22 protein-coding genes are annotated in these 18,755 nt (G+C 68.8%); 10 read left to right on the forward strand and 12 right to left on the reverse strand.

What is annotated here, in order from left to right; genetic code table 11:
• Positions 1-100: 100 nt before the first annotated feature.
• From ACFFII_RS12145 to ACFFII_RS12185, 9 genes are read right to left on the reverse strand one after another with little or no spacing between them, the layout of a single operon-like run.
• Complete coding sequence (locus ACFFII_RS12145) at positions 101-718, reverse strand: flagellar basal body-associated FliL family protein (protein ID WP_377699141.1); 618 nt, start codon at positions 716-718, stop codon at positions 101-103.
• Positions 719-726: 8 nt separating this feature from the next.
• Positions 727-1,458, reverse strand: a complete 732-nt coding sequence (flgH, locus tag ACFFII_RS12150) for a flagellar basal body L-ring protein FlgH (RefSeq protein ID WP_377699142.1) — start codon at positions 1,456-1,458, stop codon at positions 727-729.
• An 11-nt stretch (positions 1,459-1,469) separates the two neighbouring features.
• The gene (gene flgA / locus ACFFII_RS12155) at positions 1,470-1,880 is read right to left on the reverse strand and encodes a flagellar basal body P-ring formation chaperone FlgA (protein ID WP_377699143.1); all 411 of its coding nucleotides are present in this window, start codon (positions 1,878-1,880) and stop codon (positions 1,470-1,472) included.
• Positions 1,880-2,665 carry a flagellar basal-body rod protein FlgG gene (gene flgG, locus ACFFII_RS12160; protein WP_377699144.1) on the reverse strand — a complete coding sequence of 262 codons (786 nt, stop codon included), beginning with the start codon at positions 2,663-2,665 and terminating at the stop codon, positions 1,880-1,882. The genes flgA and flgG overlap by 1 nt, the downstream gene beginning before the upstream one ends.
• An 11-nt stretch (positions 2,666-2,676) precedes the next feature.
• Positions 2,677-3,390, reverse strand: coding sequence for a flagellar hook-basal body complex protein (locus ACFFII_RS12165; RefSeq protein ID WP_377699145.1), 714 nt, complete (start codon positions 3,388-3,390; stop codon positions 2,677-2,679).
• Between the two features lie 3 nt (positions 3,391-3,393).
• On the reverse strand, positions 3,394-3,660 hold the full coding sequence (locus tag ACFFII_RS12170) for a flagellar biosynthetic protein FliQ (protein WP_377699146.1): 267 nt from the start codon (positions 3,658-3,660) through the stop codon (positions 3,394-3,396).
• Positions 3,660-3,968, reverse strand: a complete 309-nt coding sequence (gene fliE / locus ACFFII_RS12175; RefSeq protein ID WP_377699147.1) for a flagellar hook-basal body complex protein FliE — start codon at positions 3,966-3,968, stop codon at positions 3,660-3,662. Before fliE ends, ACFFII_RS12170 begins: the two co-directional genes overlap by 1 nt.
• 11 nt (positions 3,969-3,979) lie before the next feature.
• Positions 3,980-4,369 carry a flagellar basal body rod protein FlgC gene (flgC, locus tag ACFFII_RS12180; RefSeq protein ID WP_377699148.1) on the reverse strand — a complete coding sequence of 130 codons (390 nt, stop codon included), beginning with the start codon at positions 4,367-4,369 and terminating at the stop codon, positions 3,980-3,982.
• A 2-nt stretch (positions 4,370-4,371) separates the two neighbouring features.
• Entirely contained in the window at positions 4,372-4,755 is a 384-nt protein-coding gene (locus ACFFII_RS12185; RefSeq protein ID WP_377699149.1) for a FlgB family protein, read from the reverse strand.
• Positions 4,756-4,851: 96 nt separating this feature from the next.
• Here ACFFII_RS12185 and ACFFII_RS12190 point away from each other — a divergent pair, with 96 nt between their 5' ends.
• From ACFFII_RS12190 to ACFFII_RS12205, 4 genes are all read left to right on the forward strand, one after another.
• Entirely contained in the window at positions 4,852-6,177 is a 1,326-nt protein-coding gene (locus ACFFII_RS12190) for a FliI/YscN family ATPase (protein ID WP_377699150.1), read from the forward strand.
• Positions 6,178-6,312: 135 nt separating this feature from the next.
• Entirely contained in the window at positions 6,313-6,804 is a 492-nt protein-coding gene (locus ACFFII_RS12195) for a YsnF/AvaK domain-containing protein (RefSeq protein ID WP_377699151.1), read from the forward strand.
• Positions 6,805-6,848: 44 nt separating this feature from the next.
• On the forward strand, positions 6,849-7,763 hold the full coding sequence (locus tag ACFFII_RS12200) for a YsnF/AvaK domain-containing protein (protein ID WP_377699152.1): 915 nt from the start codon (positions 6,849-6,851) through the stop codon (positions 7,761-7,763).
• 215 nt (positions 7,764-7,978) lie between these two features.
• On the forward strand, positions 7,979-8,662 hold the full coding sequence (locus ACFFII_RS12205) for a Crp/Fnr family transcriptional regulator (RefSeq protein WP_377699153.1): 684 nt from the start codon (positions 7,979-7,981) through the stop codon (positions 8,660-8,662).
• Between the two features lie 3 nt (positions 8,663-8,665).
• Here ACFFII_RS12205 and ACFFII_RS12210 read toward each other — a convergent pair whose 3' ends face one another.
• Complete coding sequence (locus ACFFII_RS12210) at positions 8,666-9,499, reverse strand: extensin-like domain-containing protein (RefSeq protein WP_377699154.1); 834 nt, start codon at positions 9,497-9,499, stop codon at positions 8,666-8,668.
• A complete protein-coding gene (locus ACFFII_RS12215) occupies positions 9,499-10,863 on the reverse strand; it encodes a L,D-transpeptidase family protein (RefSeq protein WP_377699155.1) in 1,365 nt (454 codons plus the stop codon). The genes ACFFII_RS12210 and ACFFII_RS12215 overlap by 1 nt, the downstream gene beginning before the upstream one ends.
• Positions 10,864-11,043: 180 nt before the next feature.
• Between ACFFII_RS12215 and ACFFII_RS12220 the strand changes: the two genes are divergently transcribed.
• Positions 11,044-11,838 (forward strand): oxepin-CoA hydrolase, alternative type, encoded by a 795-nt coding sequence (locus ACFFII_RS12220; protein WP_377699156.1) that lies wholly within the window; start codon positions 11,044-11,046, stop codon positions 11,836-11,838.
• A gap of 2 nt (positions 11,839-11,840) precedes the next feature.
• On the opposite strand, the gene ACFFII_RS12225 is transcribed toward ACFFII_RS12220, so the two are convergent.
• A complete protein-coding gene (locus tag ACFFII_RS12225) occupies positions 11,841-12,503 on the reverse strand; it encodes a GntR family transcriptional regulator (RefSeq protein ID WP_377699157.1) in 663 nt (220 codons plus the stop codon).
• Between the two features lie 359 nt (positions 12,504-12,862).
• On the opposite strand from ACFFII_RS12225, the gene ACFFII_RS12230 reads away from it, so the two are divergent.
• The 5 genes from ACFFII_RS12230 to ACFFII_RS12250 all read left to right on the forward strand — a co-directional run bounded on the left by ACFFII_RS12230 (position 12,863) and on the right by ACFFII_RS12250 (position 18,688).
• Positions 12,863-14,080 (forward strand): MFS transporter, encoded by a 1,218-nt coding sequence (locus ACFFII_RS12230; RefSeq protein ID WP_377699158.1) that lies wholly within the window; start codon positions 12,863-12,865, stop codon positions 14,078-14,080.
• 92 nt (positions 14,081-14,172) lie between these two features.
• On the forward strand, positions 14,173-15,576 hold the full coding sequence (gene puuE, locus ACFFII_RS12235) for an allantoinase PuuE (protein ID WP_377699159.1): 1,404 nt from the start codon (positions 14,173-14,175) through the stop codon (positions 15,574-15,576).
• 176 nt (positions 15,577-15,752) lie between these two features.
• Entirely contained in the window at positions 15,753-16,673 is a 921-nt protein-coding gene (locus tag ACFFII_RS12240; protein WP_377699160.1) for a bifunctional allantoicase/(S)-ureidoglycine aminohydrolase, read from the forward strand.
• Between the two features lie 159 nt (positions 16,674-16,832).
• Positions 16,833-17,477 (forward strand): ribonuclease HII, encoded by a 645-nt coding sequence (gene rnhB / locus ACFFII_RS12245; protein ID WP_377699161.1) that lies wholly within the window; start codon positions 16,833-16,835, stop codon positions 17,475-17,477.
• Positions 17,478-17,563: 86 nt separating this feature from the next.
• On the forward strand, positions 17,564-18,688 hold the full coding sequence (locus ACFFII_RS12250; protein ID WP_377699162.1) for a site-specific DNA-methyltransferase: 1,125 nt from the start codon (positions 17,564-17,566) through the stop codon (positions 18,686-18,688).
• Positions 18,689-18,755: the final 67 nt, after the last annotated feature.

Here is an 18,755-nt window from a genome sequence, read left to right on the forward strand (position 1 = left end):
CCTGCCGAGTGCGTTGCGGGCGGGACGCAGGCGCTCGGGACCGTGTGTTCCGCCAGAGGCTTCACGGCAAGTGGGTGCGCCTCACGGCTTCTTCTTGGTGTCACCGCTCCTGCCGGCCGATGTCACCGATCAGGACGTCACTGATCTCGGGGACGACGTTCCGTACCGCCGCCACCAGTTCGGTGCGCAGCTTGCGCAACTGCGACTCGCTGGTGAAGTTGCCGTCGAAGCCACCCGTGTTGGCGTGGATAAGCAGTTGCCGCAGCAGAGCATCCCGCAGCTTGATCTCATGGGCATGGACGGTCTCGCGCGCAGATCCCGGCAGTTCGAGCGACAACGTCAGGATCATCGTGCTGTCCAGGCGTCCGTCATGAAGGATCGGCACCAGGAACTGCTGCGGGAACTCGAACCATGCCGTCGCGGGCACCTCCTCGCCGCCATGCCCGCCCGCGCTGCTGCCGCCATCGCCGGAAGGCGCCCCGTGCCCTGCTGGATGGGCCCCGGCAGCGGGCTCCGCCTGCTCGGCCGCGCCGCCATGTGAAGCTGGGGTCGTGGCGGCCCCGGGCTCATGGCCGCCCTCGGCCCCTCTGGCATGTTCCGCGGCCGCCTCGGCGGCAGCCCCGGGCTCGATCGGGGAGCGCCTCAGCATCTCGCCACCCGCCGCTCCTCCCAGGAAGGCGGCCAACGACAGAAGGAGGGGCAGCAGTTTGCGCAGCATCGGGGACCTCAGTAGGGCAGGACGATGTCGGCCAGCTGCTGGCCATAGCGCGGCTGCTGGACGTCGCTGATCTGGCCGTGGCCGCCATAGCTGATGCGCGCGCCCGCGATCCGGTCATAGGCAACCTCGTTGTCGCGGCTGATGTCCGTGGGCCGCACGAAGCCCGACACCGTCAGCTCGCGCACCTCGTAGTTCACCCGCACCTCCTGCGACCCTTGGATGTGCAGCACGCCGTTCGGCAGCCGGTCGATTACGGTCGCGGCTACCCGCAGCGTCAGCTTGTCGCGGCGCGAGATGTTGCCTGCGCCCTTGAAGGTCGAGGCGCCCTTGGCCGAGGCGAGCTCGGCCATGCTGGCGCCCTCGGGCAGGTGCTCGTCGATCCGCTGCGGCAGGCCGATCATCTGCGGGATGCCCACGCTCTCGGAGGATGCGCGCGAGCGGCCCGAACTGTTCTGGATCTCGGCCTTGTCGTCGATTTCGATCACCACGGTCAGGATGTCGCCCCGCGCGCCGGCACGGCGGTCGCCCACCAGCGAGGACTGCTGGCCTGCCCACAGCGAGGCCGCCGTGTCCGGGCGCAGCGTGCCCTGGGCCATCGGCAGGACGGGCTCGGCCATCGCCTGGAACTCGGGCGTGGCATGAGGCGCGGTCATTTCGGGCACCTGACCCACGTCGCCCACCCGCCCGCAGGCGGTGGCGGCCAGAAGGCAAAAGGCGAGGGGGACGTGTTTCGTCTTCATGCGCGAATCCTTCAGCGCTGGGCGACGGTCAAGGTGCCGTCGGCGTTGATGCGGGCCATCAGCGTGGCGCGCGAACTGAGGTTCATGACCCGGATGAGGTCGCCTTCGCCGCCCGCACCCAAGGCGCGGCCCTCGGTCTCGATCCGAAGGGCTGCGTTCTCGTAGGCGAGGGTCACGAGCTGGTTGCGGCTGACCAGCGTGGGCGTGGAGAGCTGGCCTTTCGAGATCGGGCGGCCCTCGTAGACGGCAATCCGAAGCTGCTTGCCAAGCGCATCGGCAGGGGCAAGGCCCGCGCGGGGCGAGGGCGTGGCGGCCACGTCCCCGGCGGCAAGAATGGTGCCGGCGGGCAGGTGGCGCGTGGCGACCAGGTCGTCGGCCAGCGCGGCAGCGGGCAGAAGGGCAAGAAGCAGGACCAGCCGCATCAGCGCACCTGCACCGTGGCGCCCAGCATCTGGTCGGCCGCCGTGATGACCTTGGAGTTCAGCTCGTAGCCCCGCTGCGCCTTGATCAGCTCGGAAATCTCGCGGACCGGATCGACCGCGCTTTCCTCGAGGTATCCCTGCCGCAGCGTGCCCAGTCCCTGTTCCCCGGGGACGCCGACCAGCGGCGCGCCCGAGGCGGGAGTTTCCAGGAACAGGTTCGAGCCGACCGCCTCCAGCCCCTTTTCGTTGACGAAGCTTGCCAGCGTGATCTGGCCCAGGTTCTGTGGCTCGATCTGGTTGTCGAAATGGGCAAAGACCTCGCCCGACGCGCTGATCGACAGACTGCGCGCCTCGGCCGGGACCGTGATGCCGGGTGCGACCGGATAGCCGTCCGAGGTCACGATCAAGCCGTCCGCCGAACGCTTGAGGCCCCCGTCGCGGGTATAGCCCGACATGCCCGAAGGCATTGTCACCTCGAGATAGCCCAGCCCGTCCACGGCCAAGTCCAGGTCGCCCCCGGTCTGCGCCAGTGCGCCCTGCGCCAGCGTCAGGGTGACGGCGGTGGGGCGCACCCCCAGGCCCATCTGCACGCCCGCCGGAACCATGGTGCCGTCGGCCGCCGCGATGCTGCCGGGGCGCGTGACCTGCTGATAGGCAAGGTCCGCGAACTCGGCGCGGCGGGCATTGTAACCGGTCGTGGACATGTTGGCGAGGTTCTGCGAGATGACCTCGACCCGCGTCTGCTGGGCCGCCATGCCGGTGGCCGCGATCTGCAATGCTCTCATTCGGAAGCCTCTCAGCGGACGGAAACGGAGATGACGGCGCGGATGCGCCCGTCCTCGCCGTCAAGGAAGGACTGGCCCAGCTCGTAGGCGCGCTGGACTTCAATCATGCGGGCGATCTCGAGGACCGGGTTGACGTTGGATTCCTCGAGAAAGCCCTGGCGGACCACCGCCTCGGGGGCGGGCTCGGCCCCCTCGGCCGAGAAGAGCGTGCCGCCCTCGTGCCGCAAGAGCGCGCGATCGCGCTGGTCGAAGACGCCCACGCGCCCCACGGGCTGGCCGTCGGCCGAGATCGTGCCATCCGCGCCCACCGCGATGCTGCGGGCGCCGGGGGGCAGGGCGAGAGGCGCTTGGCCCTCGTCGAGGACGCGGTGGCCGTCGCTGTTCACCAGTTCGCCCTCGGGCGACATCATGAAGGCACCCGCGCGGGTCAGGCGGTTGCCCTGCGGCGTCTGGACCATGAAGAAGCCATCGCGTTCCAGCGCCAGGTCCAGCTTGCCGCCGGTCTGCGACAGCGCGCCGGGCGTCAGGTCCACCTCGCGCCCCTGGGCGTTGGCCATGGACAGCGTGCCGCGCTGGCGGTCGAGGGCGGTCATGTGTTCCGAGAAGACCACCCCCTCGCGCCGGAAGCCGGTGGTCGAGCCGTTGGCCATGTTGTTGGCCACCGCCCGCATCTCGCGCATCAAGCCGGCCTGCCGGGTCAGCGCGGCGTAGATCGCGTTGTCCATTGCTCAGCCTCCCGCGACCAGTGGCAGGATCTGGCCCGTGAAGAAGCTGCCCAGCGTCGTGGTCATGAAGCTCATCGTGACCCAGAAGACCGCGAGCATAAGCCCCACCTTGGGCACGAAGGTCAGCGTCATCTCCTGCACCGAGGTCAGGGCCTGGAACAGGCCGATGACGACGCCCGCGACCAGCGCCACGACCAGCAGGGGCGCCGACATCTGAACCGCGATCCACAGGGCCTGCCGGGTCACGTCGAAGATCAGGTTCTCGTCCATCAGACCGGCATCCTCAGGATGTCCTGGTAGGCCTCGACGACCTTGTCGCGGATGGCGACCGCGGTCTCGAGCGCGATCTGCGCCTCGGCGATGGACTGGACCAGCGCCTGGGTGTCGTTGCGGCCCTGCATGGCGCCTAGCGCGGTGGTGTCGGCCTGCTCCATCACGGCGGCGAAGTCGCGGGCGGCAGCGCTGAGGCCCTGCGGCGCGGCGGCCATGGGCGAGGGGGCCGCCGCCGCGCGGGCCTCGGCATAGGCCGAGGCAACGCGGTTTCCGGTCTGCAGGGCGGCGGTGGTCAGCGAGATCATGGCGTGCCCTTTCAGCGGCGGATCAGGTCAAGGAGCGAGGCGGACATCTGCCGCGACTGCTCGAACATCTTCAGGTTGGCCTCGTAGCTGCGGCTGGCCTCGCGCGCGTCGGCGACCTCGATCACCAGGTCCACGTTCGAGCCGAGGTAGTAGCCATCCGCGCCCGCCATCGGGTGGCCGGGGTCGTAGACCTGCGGCAGCTCGGCCCGGTCGTGGCGCATCCGGCCCGCGCGCACCTCGCCCGTTTCGCGGCCGAAGTCGCGCCCCGGCTCGAAGCTGACGAGCTTGCGGCGGTAGCCGGGCGTGTCGGCATTGGCGATGTTTTCCGAAATGTGGCGCAGCCGGACGCCCTGGGCGCGCAGGCCCGAGGCGGCAATGGCGGTGGCGGAAAGCTCGGTCATGCTCAGCCTCGCCGCCCGATGGCAGTGCGCATCAGGTTCATGCCCGACTGCACCACCGCCAGTGACAGGTCGAACTCGCGCTTGGCGTCGGCCGACCGCACCATCTCGTCTTCCAGAGAGACGGTGTTGCCGTTGGGTGAAGGTTCGCCCTCCACCTCGACAGCCTGGGCGCGGGTGCTCGAGGAGCCCGCCGTCAGGTGCCCGGGCCGCGTCGCGCGCAGTTCTAGCGCCCCGTGGCGGAGGCTGTCGTCGAACTTGGGCAGATCGCGGGCGCGGTAGCCGGGGGTGTCGGCGTTGGCGACGTTGGTGGCGATCACGCGCTGGCGCTGGGCCGCGTGGGCGCCCAGGTCGCGCGCCATCCGCATCGTGTCGATCTGTGCAAACAAAGAGGATCCTCCTCAGCCGCGATAAACCCGGTCTTAACCGCAACAGGTTTATAAACCGTTTCATCGGACGCATTTTCCGCAGCCCAGAGGAACGGAATGGACAGGATCGACTCGATCGCGGCACGCATCCGGGACCTGCGGGTCAGCCGCCATTTCGGGCGCGTGGCCGCGATCCGCGCGGGGCTGGTCGAGGTCGGCGGGCTGAACCACATCGCCTCGGTGGGCGACCGTGTGGCCCTGCTGGACGGCGCGCTGAGCGGCGAGGTCATCGCACTGGACCCGAAGCATGCCTTGGTCCTGCCGGAGGGGCCGACGGACGGGTTGTCGATCGGCACCCGGGCCGAGCTGCTGTTCTGCCCCCTGATTGCACCTTGCGGCGCGTGGATCGGCCGCATCGTCGATCCCTTGGGCCGCCCGCTGGACGGCCGCCCGCTGCGGCGGGGCGCGCAAGAGCGGCGCTACCGCAGCCCGCCGCCGCCGGCCGCCTCTCGCCGCCGCCTCGGCGCGCGGCTGGACACGGGACTCGCGGTCTTCGACACGCTGCTGCCGATTGTGCGGGGCCAGCGGATCGGGCTCTTTGCGGGCTCGGGCGTGGGGAAATCCACGCTGCTGTCGGCGCTCGCGCGCGGGGTCACGGCGGATGTCGTGGTGATCGCCATGGTGGGCGAGCGGGGGCGTGAATTGCGCGAGTTCGTGGAAACGACCCTCGGCCCCGAAGGGATGGCGCGGGCGGTGGTGGTGGCCGCGACCTCGGACCAGTCGCCGCTGATGCGCCGCCGCTGCGCCTGGGCGGCGATGGCAGTGGCCGAGCATTTCCGCGACGAGGGCCGCCACGTCCTGTTCCTGGCCGATTCGATCACCCGCTTCGCCGAGGCGCATCGCGAGATCGCGCTCGCCTCGGGCGAGGCGCCCAGCTATCGCGGTTTCCCGCCCTCGACCTCGCAGATGATCATGGCGCTGGCCGAGCGGTCAGGTCCGGGGCCGGAAGGCGCGGGCGACATCACCGCGATCTTCAGCGTGCTGGTCGCGGGCTCGGACATGGAGGAGCCGGTGGCCGATATCCTGCGCGGCGTGCTGGACGGGCATGTGGTGCTGGACCGGGGCATTGCCGAACGCGGCCGGTTCCCGGCAGTGGACGTGCTGCGGTCGGTTTCGCGCTCGCTGCCCCATGCGGCGACGGCGGCCGAGAACGCGCTGATCGGCCGGGCGCGGTCGGCGCTGGGGCTTTATGCGGAATCAGAGCTGATGATAAAGGCCGGGCTTTACGCGCCCGGCAGCGATCCCCGTCTGGACGAGGCGGTGCGCATTCAGCCCGCCCTGAACGGCTTCGTGGCGCTTCAATCGCCCGAAGCGGGGCACAGTTTCCGCCTGCTCGAGGATGCCCTGGCGAATCGTGCCCGGCCCGCAGGCCATCCCGGCTGAGGCGCCTGACCGCGCCGGGGCAGAGAAAACTTTTGTCAATCGTCGAAACCCCAGTCCTCGCGAGCACGTTCTTGCGGGACAGCGGCAAACGTGGACGTGCCGCGACAAAGACAACGATGAAAGGCTCAAGCCTCCATGACGGCCAGCACCGATCGTGATCCCACGACCCATCGCCCCAGGGACAGCGAGGATCCCGAGGGGGTTGCCGGCCATCTGGCAGGCGAGGCTTCTTCCCGTGAGGATGTCCTGACCATCGCCCAGGAGCAAGCCCATGTTTCCGTCGAACGGCGCGAAACCGGCGGCGTCCGTGTGCGGGTCGTGACCGATGAGGGGCCAGTGCTCTACCCGGTCGCACTTGAGGCCGAGACGGTGGAGGTCACCCGCCACCCGGTCGAGCGCGAGGTCGAGACCGTGCCCGCCCCGCGCGAGGAAGGCGACGTCACCATCGTCCCCGTCGTGGAAGAACGGGCGGTGCTCGTCACCAAGCTTTTTGTTGTCGAAGAGATCCACATTCGCCGGACCCGTGTGACCGAGACGGTCGAGGTTCCGGTGACACTCCGCCGCCAGCGCGCCGTGGTCGAGCAGCTGGAGCCCGGAGCGGCCGAACCCGGCCCCGGCGAGGGCTAGGGCGGTCTTCCCGACCGCGATCTGTAACTTGTGAGGACGTGAAAATGGCTATGGAATCCGTGAACACCGGTTCGATGCGCAGCTTGTCGGCGCTGTTCGACAGCCGCGCCGACGCCGACCGGGCCGTGCAGGCGCTGAAGGCGGCCGGCGTGGCCGACGTCGTGCTGACCGGCAATGACAGCGCCAGCACGGGCGACACGCAGGCCTATACGGGCGAGGCGCGTTCCGATCGCGGCTTCTTCGAATCGATCGGCGACTTCTTCTTCCCCGAGGAGGACCGCTACACCTATGCCGAGGGCCTGAACCGCGGCGGCTACCTGGTGACCGTCCGCAACATCCCGGAACACCAGTATGAAACCGCGCTGGACATCCTGGACAGCGAAGGCGCGGTGGACTTGGATGCGCGCGAGGCCGAATGGCGCAGCGAGGGTTGGACGGGCTATTCCGCCGACACTGCCGGCATGACGAGCGAGGGCTCCGGCATGGGCATGGGCATGGGCACGGCGGCCGATGGCATCCCCACCACCCGCGAGGCCGCCTATGACGCCGACCTGAATGCCGAGGGCAAGATCGACGTCGTCGAGGAGCGCCTGACCGTCGCCAAGCGCCAGACCGAGGGCGGGCGGGTCCGCGTCCGCTCCTATGTGGTGGAAACGCCGGTCGAGCAGGACGTGGAACTGCGCAGCGAGCGCGTCCATGTCGAGCGCCGCGCGGTCGACCGCCCCGCCGGCGCCACCGACTTCCAGGAGCGCAGCATCGAGGCGCGCGAATATGCCGAGGCGCCCGTGGTCCACAAGGAAGCCCGCGTCGTCGAGGAGATCGGGCTGAACAAGGACGTCGAATCGCATGTCGAGACGGTGCGTGATACCGTGCGCAAGACCGAGGTCGAGATCGAGGACGAACGCGGGCAGGTGATCGGCGGGGACCGCAACCTGGACGATGACCTGAACCGCCGCTGAGCGGATCGGCACTCGAAGAGGAAAGGGGCGGCACGGTCCGCCCCTTTTGATATTTGTCAGACAGCACCAAACGGCTGCATAGTCTTTTGTTAAAGCGGTGTTTCCCGGGATTGCATCCTTCCTTGTCCCTCGACAATCAGCCGCTGGCCAGTGCGGCGGGGTGGAAGATGGCACTTACGGAATATTTTATCCGTTACCTTCAGCAGCGTGATGAATTGAGCGCGCGCGATCTGGCGAAGCTGCGCGCTATTCCGACCCGGACGCGCAGCTTTGACAACGGCCAGACCATCGTCCCGGCCGGAACCGAGCCGACCGAAAGCTGCCTTGTGCTGCGCGGCATGGCGGGACGGCTGCATATCCTGCCGGGCCGCACCACCCAGCGCGTCGTCAGCGCCCTGCATGTCCCCGGGGACTTCATGGACTTGCATGGCTTCGTGCTGTCCGAGGCCCAGGAAAGCATCGTCGCCTTCGGCCTGACCGAGGTCGAGTTCGTCGATCACAGCCATCTCGAGGAACTGACCCAGAATCACCCGCACCTGACCCGGCTGTTGTGGATGACCACCGCCATCGACGGCGCGATCCACCGGCAATGGCTGGTGGCCGCCAATGCGCTGCGGTCCAGCGCGCATCTGGCCCACCTGATCTGCGAACTCTACACGCGCCTTGCCGCCGTGGGGGTGGCGAAGAACCACCGCATGACGCTGCCGCTGCTGCAGCGGGAACTGGCCTGCATCCTCGGCTACTCCCCCATCCATATCAACCGCGCCGTCCGCGACCTGCGCGACCGCAAGCTGGTGCGCTGGTCGGGGACCGAGGTCGAGGTGCTGGACTGGCCGGGCCTTGTCCGGCTTGCGCGCTTCGACCCGGGCTATCTCGATCTGGAACGCAAGCGCCGCTGAGCGTCACTGGCAGAGGCGCAGGCCTCCCTCACGTGGCTTGATGTCCAGGTGCAGGTGGTCGTCATGGGCGGCGTTGCTGCCCGGCCCGAGGACGGTGGTGAAGTAAAGGCAGGCCCCGGACTGCACCGTGTTCTGGAAGGCGGTATCCAGCCCGCCCCGGTCGGCGGCGGGCGCGATGTCCAGCCGCGCGCCGTTTCCGAAGCCGAAGCCGGCGATGTCCAGTGCGTTGCCCAGCGCATGTTCCGACAGCCGCGCCTCGGGCCCGTCGCCGACGACACCGCGGCAGGAATAGCTCGTGCCCGTGGCGATCGAGATCAGCCGCGGGCTGCCCGGCATCCGCTGTGCGGCCGGAATCACCATCTCGCGCGTCCACAGCGCCAGGGCGCGGGCGGTGTCGCAGCGCATCACCGCGTCCCCCTCCAGCACGACGCCCGGCTGGATCGCGCGGACCTCGAGCGGGCGCGAGATGCCGCATTGCCGCTCGTCCGGGTCGGCCACGGGCGGCACCTCGACATGATCCACGCCCAGCAGCGTCAGCCCGTAAAGGCAAGCCGCATGGTCGAAGTCGGATTCTCGCGCCACCCTGGGCACGAGGGGCGAAAGCACCTTGCGGAAGGGCTCGACGGGTTCGGCATAAGCGTCGGGCGGAATCAGCGATCCCGCAGGGGCAGGGACGGCTGGGCTGTCGGGCAGGTCCCCGGCCCCGGGTCGAGGGGCCGGGCGATCCGCGCCTTGCGTCGCGGCGGGGTTGGGAAGAGGCGGAGCGGCCTCCTGTGCGGCGGCAGGCAGCGACAGGGCCAAGGCCAGAAGCAGCGCGGCTCCTGTCGCCCGCCGCATCAGTTCATGCCCGCAGGCAGGGCGCCGGGCTGCGCCGGGGCGGTCAGGGTCTGGGGCTCAAGCGCGCCGTCGCTTGCGCTGCTCAGCGCGGCGGCCAGCGGGTCGGTTCCCTCGACAGGCAGGGGCGCGGCCGGGACAGGGGCAGTTCCGGCCGTCGCCGCCGGGGTCACGGGGGCGTCCGCGGGCAGCATCGTGCCCGTCACCGGCGTCGTGCCCGCCAGCGTCCGACGGGGCAGGGGCCGGCTGGCCGTGATCGTGGCGGCAGGGGCGGCGCCGTCCGGCCCGGCGGCCTCCCCGCCCGTCGTGGCAGTTTCAGTCGCCTCCGGCAGGATCGTCGGCTCGACTGCGGGGGTCACGTCGGCGATAGTCACGCCGGGCGCGAGGAAATCCACCACCGTCTGGCCGGGCTGGACCATGTGGGCCAGTTCCCGCGCGTCCCAGTTGGTCAGCCGCACGCAGCCATTGCTCTGGCTGACGAACAGCTTGGAGGGCGTGGGCGTGCCGTGGATGCCGTAGGTCGGCTTTGACAGGTCAATCCAGACGTTCCCCACCGGCGCATTCGGCCCCGGAGGAATACGCAGCACCTTGTCGTTGTCGCCCTGCTTGAAGTTGATGCTGGGGTTGTAGGTGTAGTCGGGGTCCAGCACCGCCGCCTCGACCAGATGCGTCCCCTGCGGCGAGGGGGTCGCGGTCGAGCCGACCGTCGCGGGATAATCCGCCACCATCCGGCCGCTGGCGTCATAGGCTGCGACCCGGCCGCGCTCGGCATCCACGATGACGCGCAGGACCTTGGACTTCAGGGGCTTGGCGGGCACGGTCACGTTCAGCGTCTCGCCCGGCACGAAGCTCTTGCCGGGGTTCAGCTGGGCCAAGAACCTTTCGTCCATGTGAAACCGCTCGGCCAGCTTTTCCTGCACCGAGGTATACCCCATCGAAGACATCTTGGCCTTCTCGGCATAGTCGTTCGGGATGCTCTCGACGAGGCCCTGCGCGTCCTCCGCCGTGATCGTGTAGGTGCTGGTCAGGGGCGCGTCCGCCCGAGCCTGCAGCAGGGCCCAGACCTGCGGGTCGAGCCGCCCGTCCTGGGGCAGGCCGTGCATCCGTTCGAAGGCACGGATGGCGCTTTCGCTCATGCCGCCGCGAAAGCCGTCCACCACGCCCGGCGACACACCCGAACGGTCCAGCAGGATCTGCACCTTGGCCGTCAGGGCCGACTGGCCCGAGGGCAGCTCGCCCGTGCCGGCATAGGTGGCCGCCTCGATGTCCGCCGGCACCATGTTGACGCGCTTGTCCTGTGCCAGTGCGGGCAGCGTGGTGGACAGCATCAGCGTCGCGGCGGTCAGCATCGGCAACAGGCGGGACATGCGGCAATGGCTCCTTGAAACGGCGAAAGCCATCACTCGCAGGCCGCCGGGTTCCTGCCAAGGCGGGGCAGGTCAACAATGATTGACCTGTGGCAGCCGCGCCGCGTGACCTTGCGTCGGCGGGGCTTGCCGGTTCGCCAGACCCATGCCTAGCCTGCGCCAGGCCGAGGGAGAGGGCACATGCAGCAGAACTGCCGGATCGAGGACCGGGGCACGCACCTGGTCGTGGTCAACGACAATCCGCAGCGCCGCAACGCGCTGACACCGGGGTTCTACGAGGGCCTGCGCGCGGCGCTGGCGCAGGCGGCGGCCGAGCCGCGCATCGCGGCCGTGGTCCTCACGGGGGCAGAGGGTTTCTTCTGCGCGGGTGGTGACCTGACCATGCTGATGACGGCGCAGGAGATGACCCATTCCCAGCGCCGTGCGGCCATCGAGGACCTGCAGTTCCTGATCCGCGCGATAATGGACTGCCCGCGTCCGGTGATCGCGGCCGTCGAGGGCGGCGCGGCCGGCGCAGGCTTTTCGCTCGCGCTGGCCTGCGACCTGGTCGTCGCGGCGCAGGATGCGCGCTTCACGGCCTCCTATGTCAATGCGGGGCTGATCCCCGACGGCGGGCTGACCGGCAGCCTGACGGCCGCGATGCCTCCGGCGCTGGTGGCCGAGATCTGTCTGCTGGGCCGCCCGGTCGAGGCGCAGCGGCTGTTCGACCTGGGGGCGATCAATGCCCTGGCCGAGCCCGGCGGCGCACTGGCCGCAGCCGAGGCGCTGGCCCAGCGGCTGGCGCAGGGTCCAGCCGAGGCGCAGGCCGGGATCAAGGCGCTGCTGACCGGCGCACGAGCCGCGCTGATGGAGGCACAGCTCGATGCCGAGGTCGAGCCGATGGCCGTCGCGCTTGGATCGGCCGAGGCGGGCGAGGGGATCGCGGCCTTTCTCGGCAAGCGTCCCCCCGATTTCGCCGCCCTGCGCCGAGGCTGAACTCAGCCGACCGAGTTGATCATCTCGAAGCCGGGCGCGAAGCAGTGAAGCGTGCGGCTGACCGGTTGCGTCTTGATCCACAGCGTCGAGTCATAGACCAGAACCGGCGTGTCCGCCGAGCAGCGCAGCAACAGCTCAGCCTCGACCTCGTCCGCGCGCCGCGCTGAAACAACCTGCTCGCACAGCGAGATCGACGCATGGCAGGCCAGCCATTCGTTGGCGGTGGTGCCGGCCATGACCTCCTCGGTCAGCGCGGGCAGCGCCAAGGTATCGATCCAGCGCCGCTCGGCGCAGATCACCGTGTCGTCCGAGCAGATCAGGGTGCAATGTTCCTGGATGTCCTGCGGGTCGCTCTGGAACAGGCGTTCCAGCACATCGGAGGTCACGGGACGATCCACCCGGCCAAGGAAGTGGAAGCTGAAGCGACCACCGCGCTCTTCCACAAGGTCGCGGAAGACTGGCAGGCTGACGCGCTGCGTCCGGGGTTCGAGCCCCAGAACGACGCGGGTGCCGACGCGGCGACGCCGTTCCACCACGCCCCGCTCGGCCAGCGAGGTCAGGGCCCGGTTCACCGTGGCGCGCGCGCTTCCGAATTCGGCGGCGAACTCCTGTTCCGTGGGAATCAGGGAACCGGGAGGATAAACACCATGGGTGATTCGATCCATGATCACCCCACGGATCCCCGCCCAGGTCACTGGTGTGCCGCGTCCGTTCGCGGATCGCGTGAGCCTGGTCCCGTGCCTGGATAAATTAGCCATATCATTCCGATCCTTGCGGCAGGGACTATAGAAGCTGCTTCACCATGAGCAAAAGTTGACGAAAAGGACTGGTATCACCCGATTAACCAAGGCTACAGCCCGATGACGTAACGTCAACATGACATTTGAGAGGATTGACATACTTCCGTTAAGAGCGGCGTGCGCTGGTGTCTGAGTGCTGGCCGGAGCGGCCTTGCAAGGGATGACGCGCCCTTGAAAACCGGGCAGAAAAGGCGGCGAGTCCCCAAGGCGAGAAAAGCCGTTCCATGACGACCAGCGATCTTACGGTCCCTTCCGATTCCTCGATGCGGGCAAAGGCCGGGCCGGTCTGGCCGGTGCTGATCGCGATCAGCCTGTGCCACATGGTCAACGACATCCTGCAGTCGCTGCTGTCGGCCATCTATCCGCTTCTCAAGGATGAGTTCGCGCTCTCATACGCCCAGATCGGGCTGATGACCTTCGCCTTCCAGGTCACGGCCTCGCTGCTGCAGCCGGTGGTGGGCATGGTGACGGACCGGCACCCGATGCCGCGGTCATTGGCGGTGGGAATGCTGTGCAGCTTCGCAGGCGTGCTGACGCTGGCGCAGGCGGGCAGCTACGGGATGCTGCTGACGGGGGCGATGCTGATCGGGCTTGGGTCGTCGATCTTCCATCCCGAAAGCTCCCGGGTAGCGCGGACGGCTTCGGGCGGGCGCTTCGGGACGGCGCAGTCGCTGTTCCAGCTTGGCGGCAACGGCGGGCAGGCCATCGGCCCGCTGCTGGCGGCCTTTCTGGTCGTGCCGCTGGGCCGCTCGGTACTGGGCTGGCTGGCGCTGATCGCGCTCGCCGGGTCTGGCGTGCTGTGGCAGGTCGGGCGCTGGGCCGAGGGGCGCCGCCGCGCGGGCGCCCTGCGGGTGACCGCCGCGCCGAATCTCGCGCCGCGCCGCATCGTCATGGCCATCGGCGTGCTGGCGGTCCTGTCGATGACCAAGGCCTTCTACATGGCCAGCCTGACCAGCTATTACACCTTCTTCCTGATCGAGAAGTTCTCGATGTCCGCGCAAGGATCGCAGGTGATGCTGTTCCTGCTGCTGTTCGGCTCGGCCGCGGGGGTGATGCTGGGCGGCATCGCGGGCGACCGGGTGGGAACGCGCAAGGTGATCTGGTTCTCGATCCTGGGCGTGCTGCCGTTCTCGCTGCTGCTGCCGCATGTGGGGCTCGGGGCGACCGCCGTGCTGACGGTGCTGGTCGGCGCGATCATGGCCTCGGCGGCGCCCGCCATCGTGGTCTTTGCGCAGGAACTCGTGCCGGGCCGCACCGGGCTGATCGCGGGGCTGTTCTTCGGCTTTGCCTTCGGCATGGGCGGGATCGCGGCCGCCGTGCTGGGCTGGGTCGCCGACGCCCGGGGGATCGGCTTTGTCTTCAACCTGTGTTCGGTCCTGCCGGTGCTGGGTCTGCTGACCGCCTTCCTGCCGCGCGAACGCGAACTGGTGCCCGCCCGCTAGGTTGCCGCCTGCCGGAAATCCGTTGCCGTGCGCTGGACAAGCGGGCGGTTGCGCGTGACCTTGCCCGCCGCAGGACAACAAGGGGGCAGGGAATGCGCTACAGCCGCGATATGCGAGGTTACGGAGCCGAGGCGCCTGATCCGAAATGGCCGGGCGGTGCGCGCATCGCCGTGCAGATCGTTGTCAACTACGAGGAAGGCGGCGAAAACTCGGTCGAGCATGGCGACGCCGCGTCCGAGGCCTTCCTGTCCGAGATCGTCGGCGCCCAGCCCTGGCCCGGCCAGCGCCACTGGAACATGGAGACGATCTACGACTATGGCGCGCGCGCGGGCTTATGGCGGCTTTACCGGATGCTCGAGGGCATCCCCGTCACCTGCTACGGCGTGGCAACGGCGCTGGCGCGCAGCCCCGAACAGACCCGCGCCATGATCGATGCCGGGTGGGAGATGGCGACCCACGGGCTGAAGTGGATCGACTACAGGGACGTGCCCCGCGAGGTCGAGGCCGAGCACATCCGGCAGGCGGTCGAACTGCACACCCAGGTCACCGGCTCGCGGCCGCTGGGCTTCTACCAGGGCCGGGCCTCGATGAACACGGTGCCGCTGGGCTGCGAGGAGGGCGGCTTCGAATACCTGGCCGACACCTATGCCGACGAGCTGCCCTTCTGGCACGTCCACCAGGGCCGTCCGCAGCTGATGGTCCCCTATACGCTGGACGCCAATGACATGCGCTTCGCCAACGGCGGCTTCACCAATGGCGAGGAGTTCTTCCTGTATCTCCGCGACGCCTTCGACTGCATGTGGCGCGAGGGCGGAGAGGGCAGGGCGCGGATGCTCTCGATCGGCCTGCACTGCCGCCTGGCCGGGCGGCCGGGCCGGGCCGAGGGGCTGAAACGTTTCCTCGACCATGTCCGCGCCCATGACGGCGTGTGGTTCGCCACGCGGCTGGACATCGCGCGTCATTGGGCCGCGACGCATCCTTACGTCGCGAAAGACCGGCCTTCGCAAATGGATCGCGCGGCTTTCGTGGAACGCTTCGGCTCGATCTTCGAGCATTCCCCGTGGGTAGCCGAGCGGACCTGGGACGGCGAGATGGGCGCGGCCCATGACAGCGCGGCGGGGCTTGCCGCAGCCATGGCCCGGCAATTCCGCGCCGCCTCGGACGACGAGCGGCTGGCCGTCCTGCGCGCCCACCCCGACCTTGCCGGCAAGCTCGCCGGGGCCAAGCGCCTGACCGCGGATTCGACTGCCGAGCAGGCCAGCGCCGGCTTGGATGCGCTGACGGACGCCGAGCGCGCCGAGTTCACCCGCCTGAACGAGGCCTATGTGGCCCGCCACGGCTTTCCCTTCATCATCGCCGTGCGCGACCATGACAAGCCGGGGATCATGGCCGCGATGGCACGCCGGGTGGATAACGACAGTGCCACCGAGCGGGCCGAGGCCGAGCGTCAGGTGATGCGGATCGCCGAACTGCGGCTGAAGCAGATGCTGGGCTGAAAGGGGCATCGAAGAGCCCGACTTCCATTGTCCCGACCGCCCGAAATCCTTTTCCGCAGGCATCAGGTGTTTCGCGTTTTGCAGCGGGCCGCAGCGGCGTGGCCCGGCTTGCAGGGGCCTGCGGGGGATGGAACATTCACCCCCGAGGCCGCGCCCACGCAGCAAGGACAGCAGCGATGATCGACGAGACGACCCCCAGCGGCAACCCTGCCCCGATCCCCGGAGAAGCCGAGGCGCCCAGACCCGCGCCGCGCGGCAGCTATGCCGGCCCGGTGGCGGGCCTGCCGCCGCAGACGGGGCTGACCACCGACACGGCCGTCTTCACCAGCGCCTATGCGGTGATCCCGCGCAGCGTCATGCGCGACATCGTGACCAGTTTCCTGCCCGGCTGGACGGGGATGCGGATGTGGATGCTCGCGCGGCCCCTGTCGGGCTTCGCCGAGACCTTCAGCCAGTATGTGGTGGAACTGGCCGAGGGGGGTGGCAGCGACGCGCCCGAGGACGACCCCGAGGTCCAGTCCGCCATCTTCGTGACCGGCGGCGACCTGGACATCACCATCGGCGAGACGACCCATCGCCTGACCCCCGGCGGCTTCGCCTATGTCCCTCCCGGCACCTCCTGGTCGATCAGGAATGCCACCCCCGGCAACGCAGGCTTTCACTGGTGGCGCAAGCGCTGGCAGCCCGCCGCCGGGATCACGCCCCCCGATCCGATCGTGGCACACGAGCAGGACATCGCCCCTTCGCCCATGCCCGACACCGAGGGCGCCTGGGCCACGACCCGCTTCATGGACCCCGCCGATCTGCGCCACGACATGCACATCACCGTTGTGACCTTCCAGCCCGGCGGCTCGATCCCCTTTGCGGAAACCCACGTGATGGAGCACGGGCTTTTCGTGCTGGAGGGCAAGGCCGTCTATCGCCTGAACCGCGACTGGGTCGAGGTCGGCCCCGGCGATTTCATGTGGCTGCGGGCCTTCTGCCCGCAGGCCTGCTATGCAGGCGGGCCGGGCCGCTTCCGCTACCTGCTTTACAAGGACGTCAACCGCCATGCGCCGCTGTGGTTCGGCACCCACGGCTCGGGCCGGGCAGGCTAGCAGCGAGGCCAGTTTTCAATCTTCGAGGTGATGGGATCAGGAAGAAGCGTCATTTCCTTCCTCCTGATCCAAATGCCTCTGCGCCCACGACGCAAGGGTATCCGGCGGTCCCTCATGCGCAGGCTGGCCGCATTGCGCCTGCGGAGCTAGAACGCGCTCATGAAGGAACCCCGGCCCCGCCCCACTTTCCGCCATGAACGTGCCTGCATGGCCCAGGGCGCCCGCTTCATCTGCGGCGTGGACGAGGTCGGGCGCGGGTCGCTGGCCGGGCCGGTCACGGCCGCGGCGGTGATCCTGCCGCGCAAGGGCATCCCGCGGGGCCTCGACGATTCCAAGAAGCTGTCGCCCGCGAAGCGCCGGCAACTGGCCGAACAGATCAAGGACTGCGCCGACTGGTCCATTGCCCATGCCAGCGTCGCCGAGATCGGGCAACTCAACATTCACTACGCCAGTCACCTGGCCATGCGCCGCGCCGTGGCGGGACTGCGCCAGCGTCCCTGCATGGCGCTGGTCGATGGCAAGCGCCTGCCCTGGGGACTGGATTGCCCGGCCGAGGCCATTGTCCGGGGGGATGCGGCCTGCCTGTCCATCGCTGCGGCCTCGATCATTGCCAAGGTGGAACGCGACCGGATCATGGCGGATCTGGCGCAGCAATTTCCCGGCTACGGATGGGAGCAGAACATGGGATACCCCACCGAAACGCATCGCCGGGCCTTGGCCGAGAAGGGTGCAACCCCGTTCCATAGGATGGGATTTCCGGCCATCCACAAGATATTGTGTCCAGACCCCAGCTTAAATCTCTGATTCAAAATAACAATTGACGCCGAATCACCTCTGACTCATCCTGTGGACAACATAGCAGCGGTACCGAACGCCGCCGGAGAGCAGAGATGACCACCACCAGGACCAAGGCGCGGACTCCCGCGCGCAGCCAGACATTGCCGCTGAACAGCATCCTCGCGGGCGACTGCATCGAGGTGATGAACGGGCTGCCCGAGGCGTCGGTGGACCTGATCTTCGCCGATCCGCCCTACAACCTGCAGCTTCGCGGAGAGCTGCACCGGCCCGACAACAGCCGGGTCGACGCGGTGGACGACGCCTGGGACCAGTTCGGCAGCTTCGCGGCCTATGACCGTTTCACCCGCGACTGGCTGACGGCCGCGCGCCGGCTGCTGAAGCCCACGGGCGCGATCTGGGTGATCGGCAGCTATCACAACATCTTCCGCGTCGGCGCCGAGTTGCAGAACCAGGGCTACTGGATCCTGAACGACGTGGTCTGGCGCAAGTCGAACCCGATGCCGAACTTCCGCGGCAAGCGGCTGACCAACGCCCATGAGACGCTGATCTGGGCCTCCAAGGCCGAGGGCGCGAAATACACCTTCAACTACGAGGCGCTGAAGTCCCTGAACGAGGGTATCCAGATGCGCTCGGACTGGAACCTGCCGATCTGCACCGGGGGTGAGCGGCTGAAGGACGCCGAGGGCGGCAAGGCGCATCCGACGCAGAAGCCCGAAAGCCTGCTGCACCGGGTGCTGGTCGGCACGACCAACCCCGGCGACGTGGTCTTGGACCCTTTCTTCGGCACCGGCACCACCGGGGCTGTCGCCAAGATGCTGGGCCGCGACTGGATCGGGATCGAGCGCGATGCCGCCTATCGCGAGGTCGCCGAGCGCCGCCTGTCCCGCGTCCGCCGCCTGGACGCAGCCTCGCTTGCCACGACCACCAGCAAGCGCGCCGAGCCGCGCGTCCCCTTCGGCCAGGTGGTCGAACGCGGGATGCTGCGCCCGGGCGAGGAACTGGTTTCCCTTGGCGGCCGTCATACGGTGCGGGTGCGGGCGGACGGCTCGCTGATCGGGCGCGACGTCAAGGGCTCGATCCATCAGGTGGGGGCTGCGCTGGAAGGCGCTCCCTCCTGCAACGGCTGGACGTATTGGCATTTCCGCCGCGACGGGAAGATGATACCCATCGACATCCTTCGTCAGCAGATTCGAGCCGAGATGGCCGAAACCGCCTGACGCGAGGTTCGCCGGTGTCTCGGGCCGCAGGGTTTTCCTTCGGCTGCGGGACGAACTCGCCCCGCCC

Source organism: Paracoccus niistensis (assembly GCF_042432925.1).
Classification (GTDB): Bacteria; Pseudomonadota; Alphaproteobacteria; order Rhodobacterales; family Rhodobacteraceae; genus Paracoccus; species Paracoccus niistensis.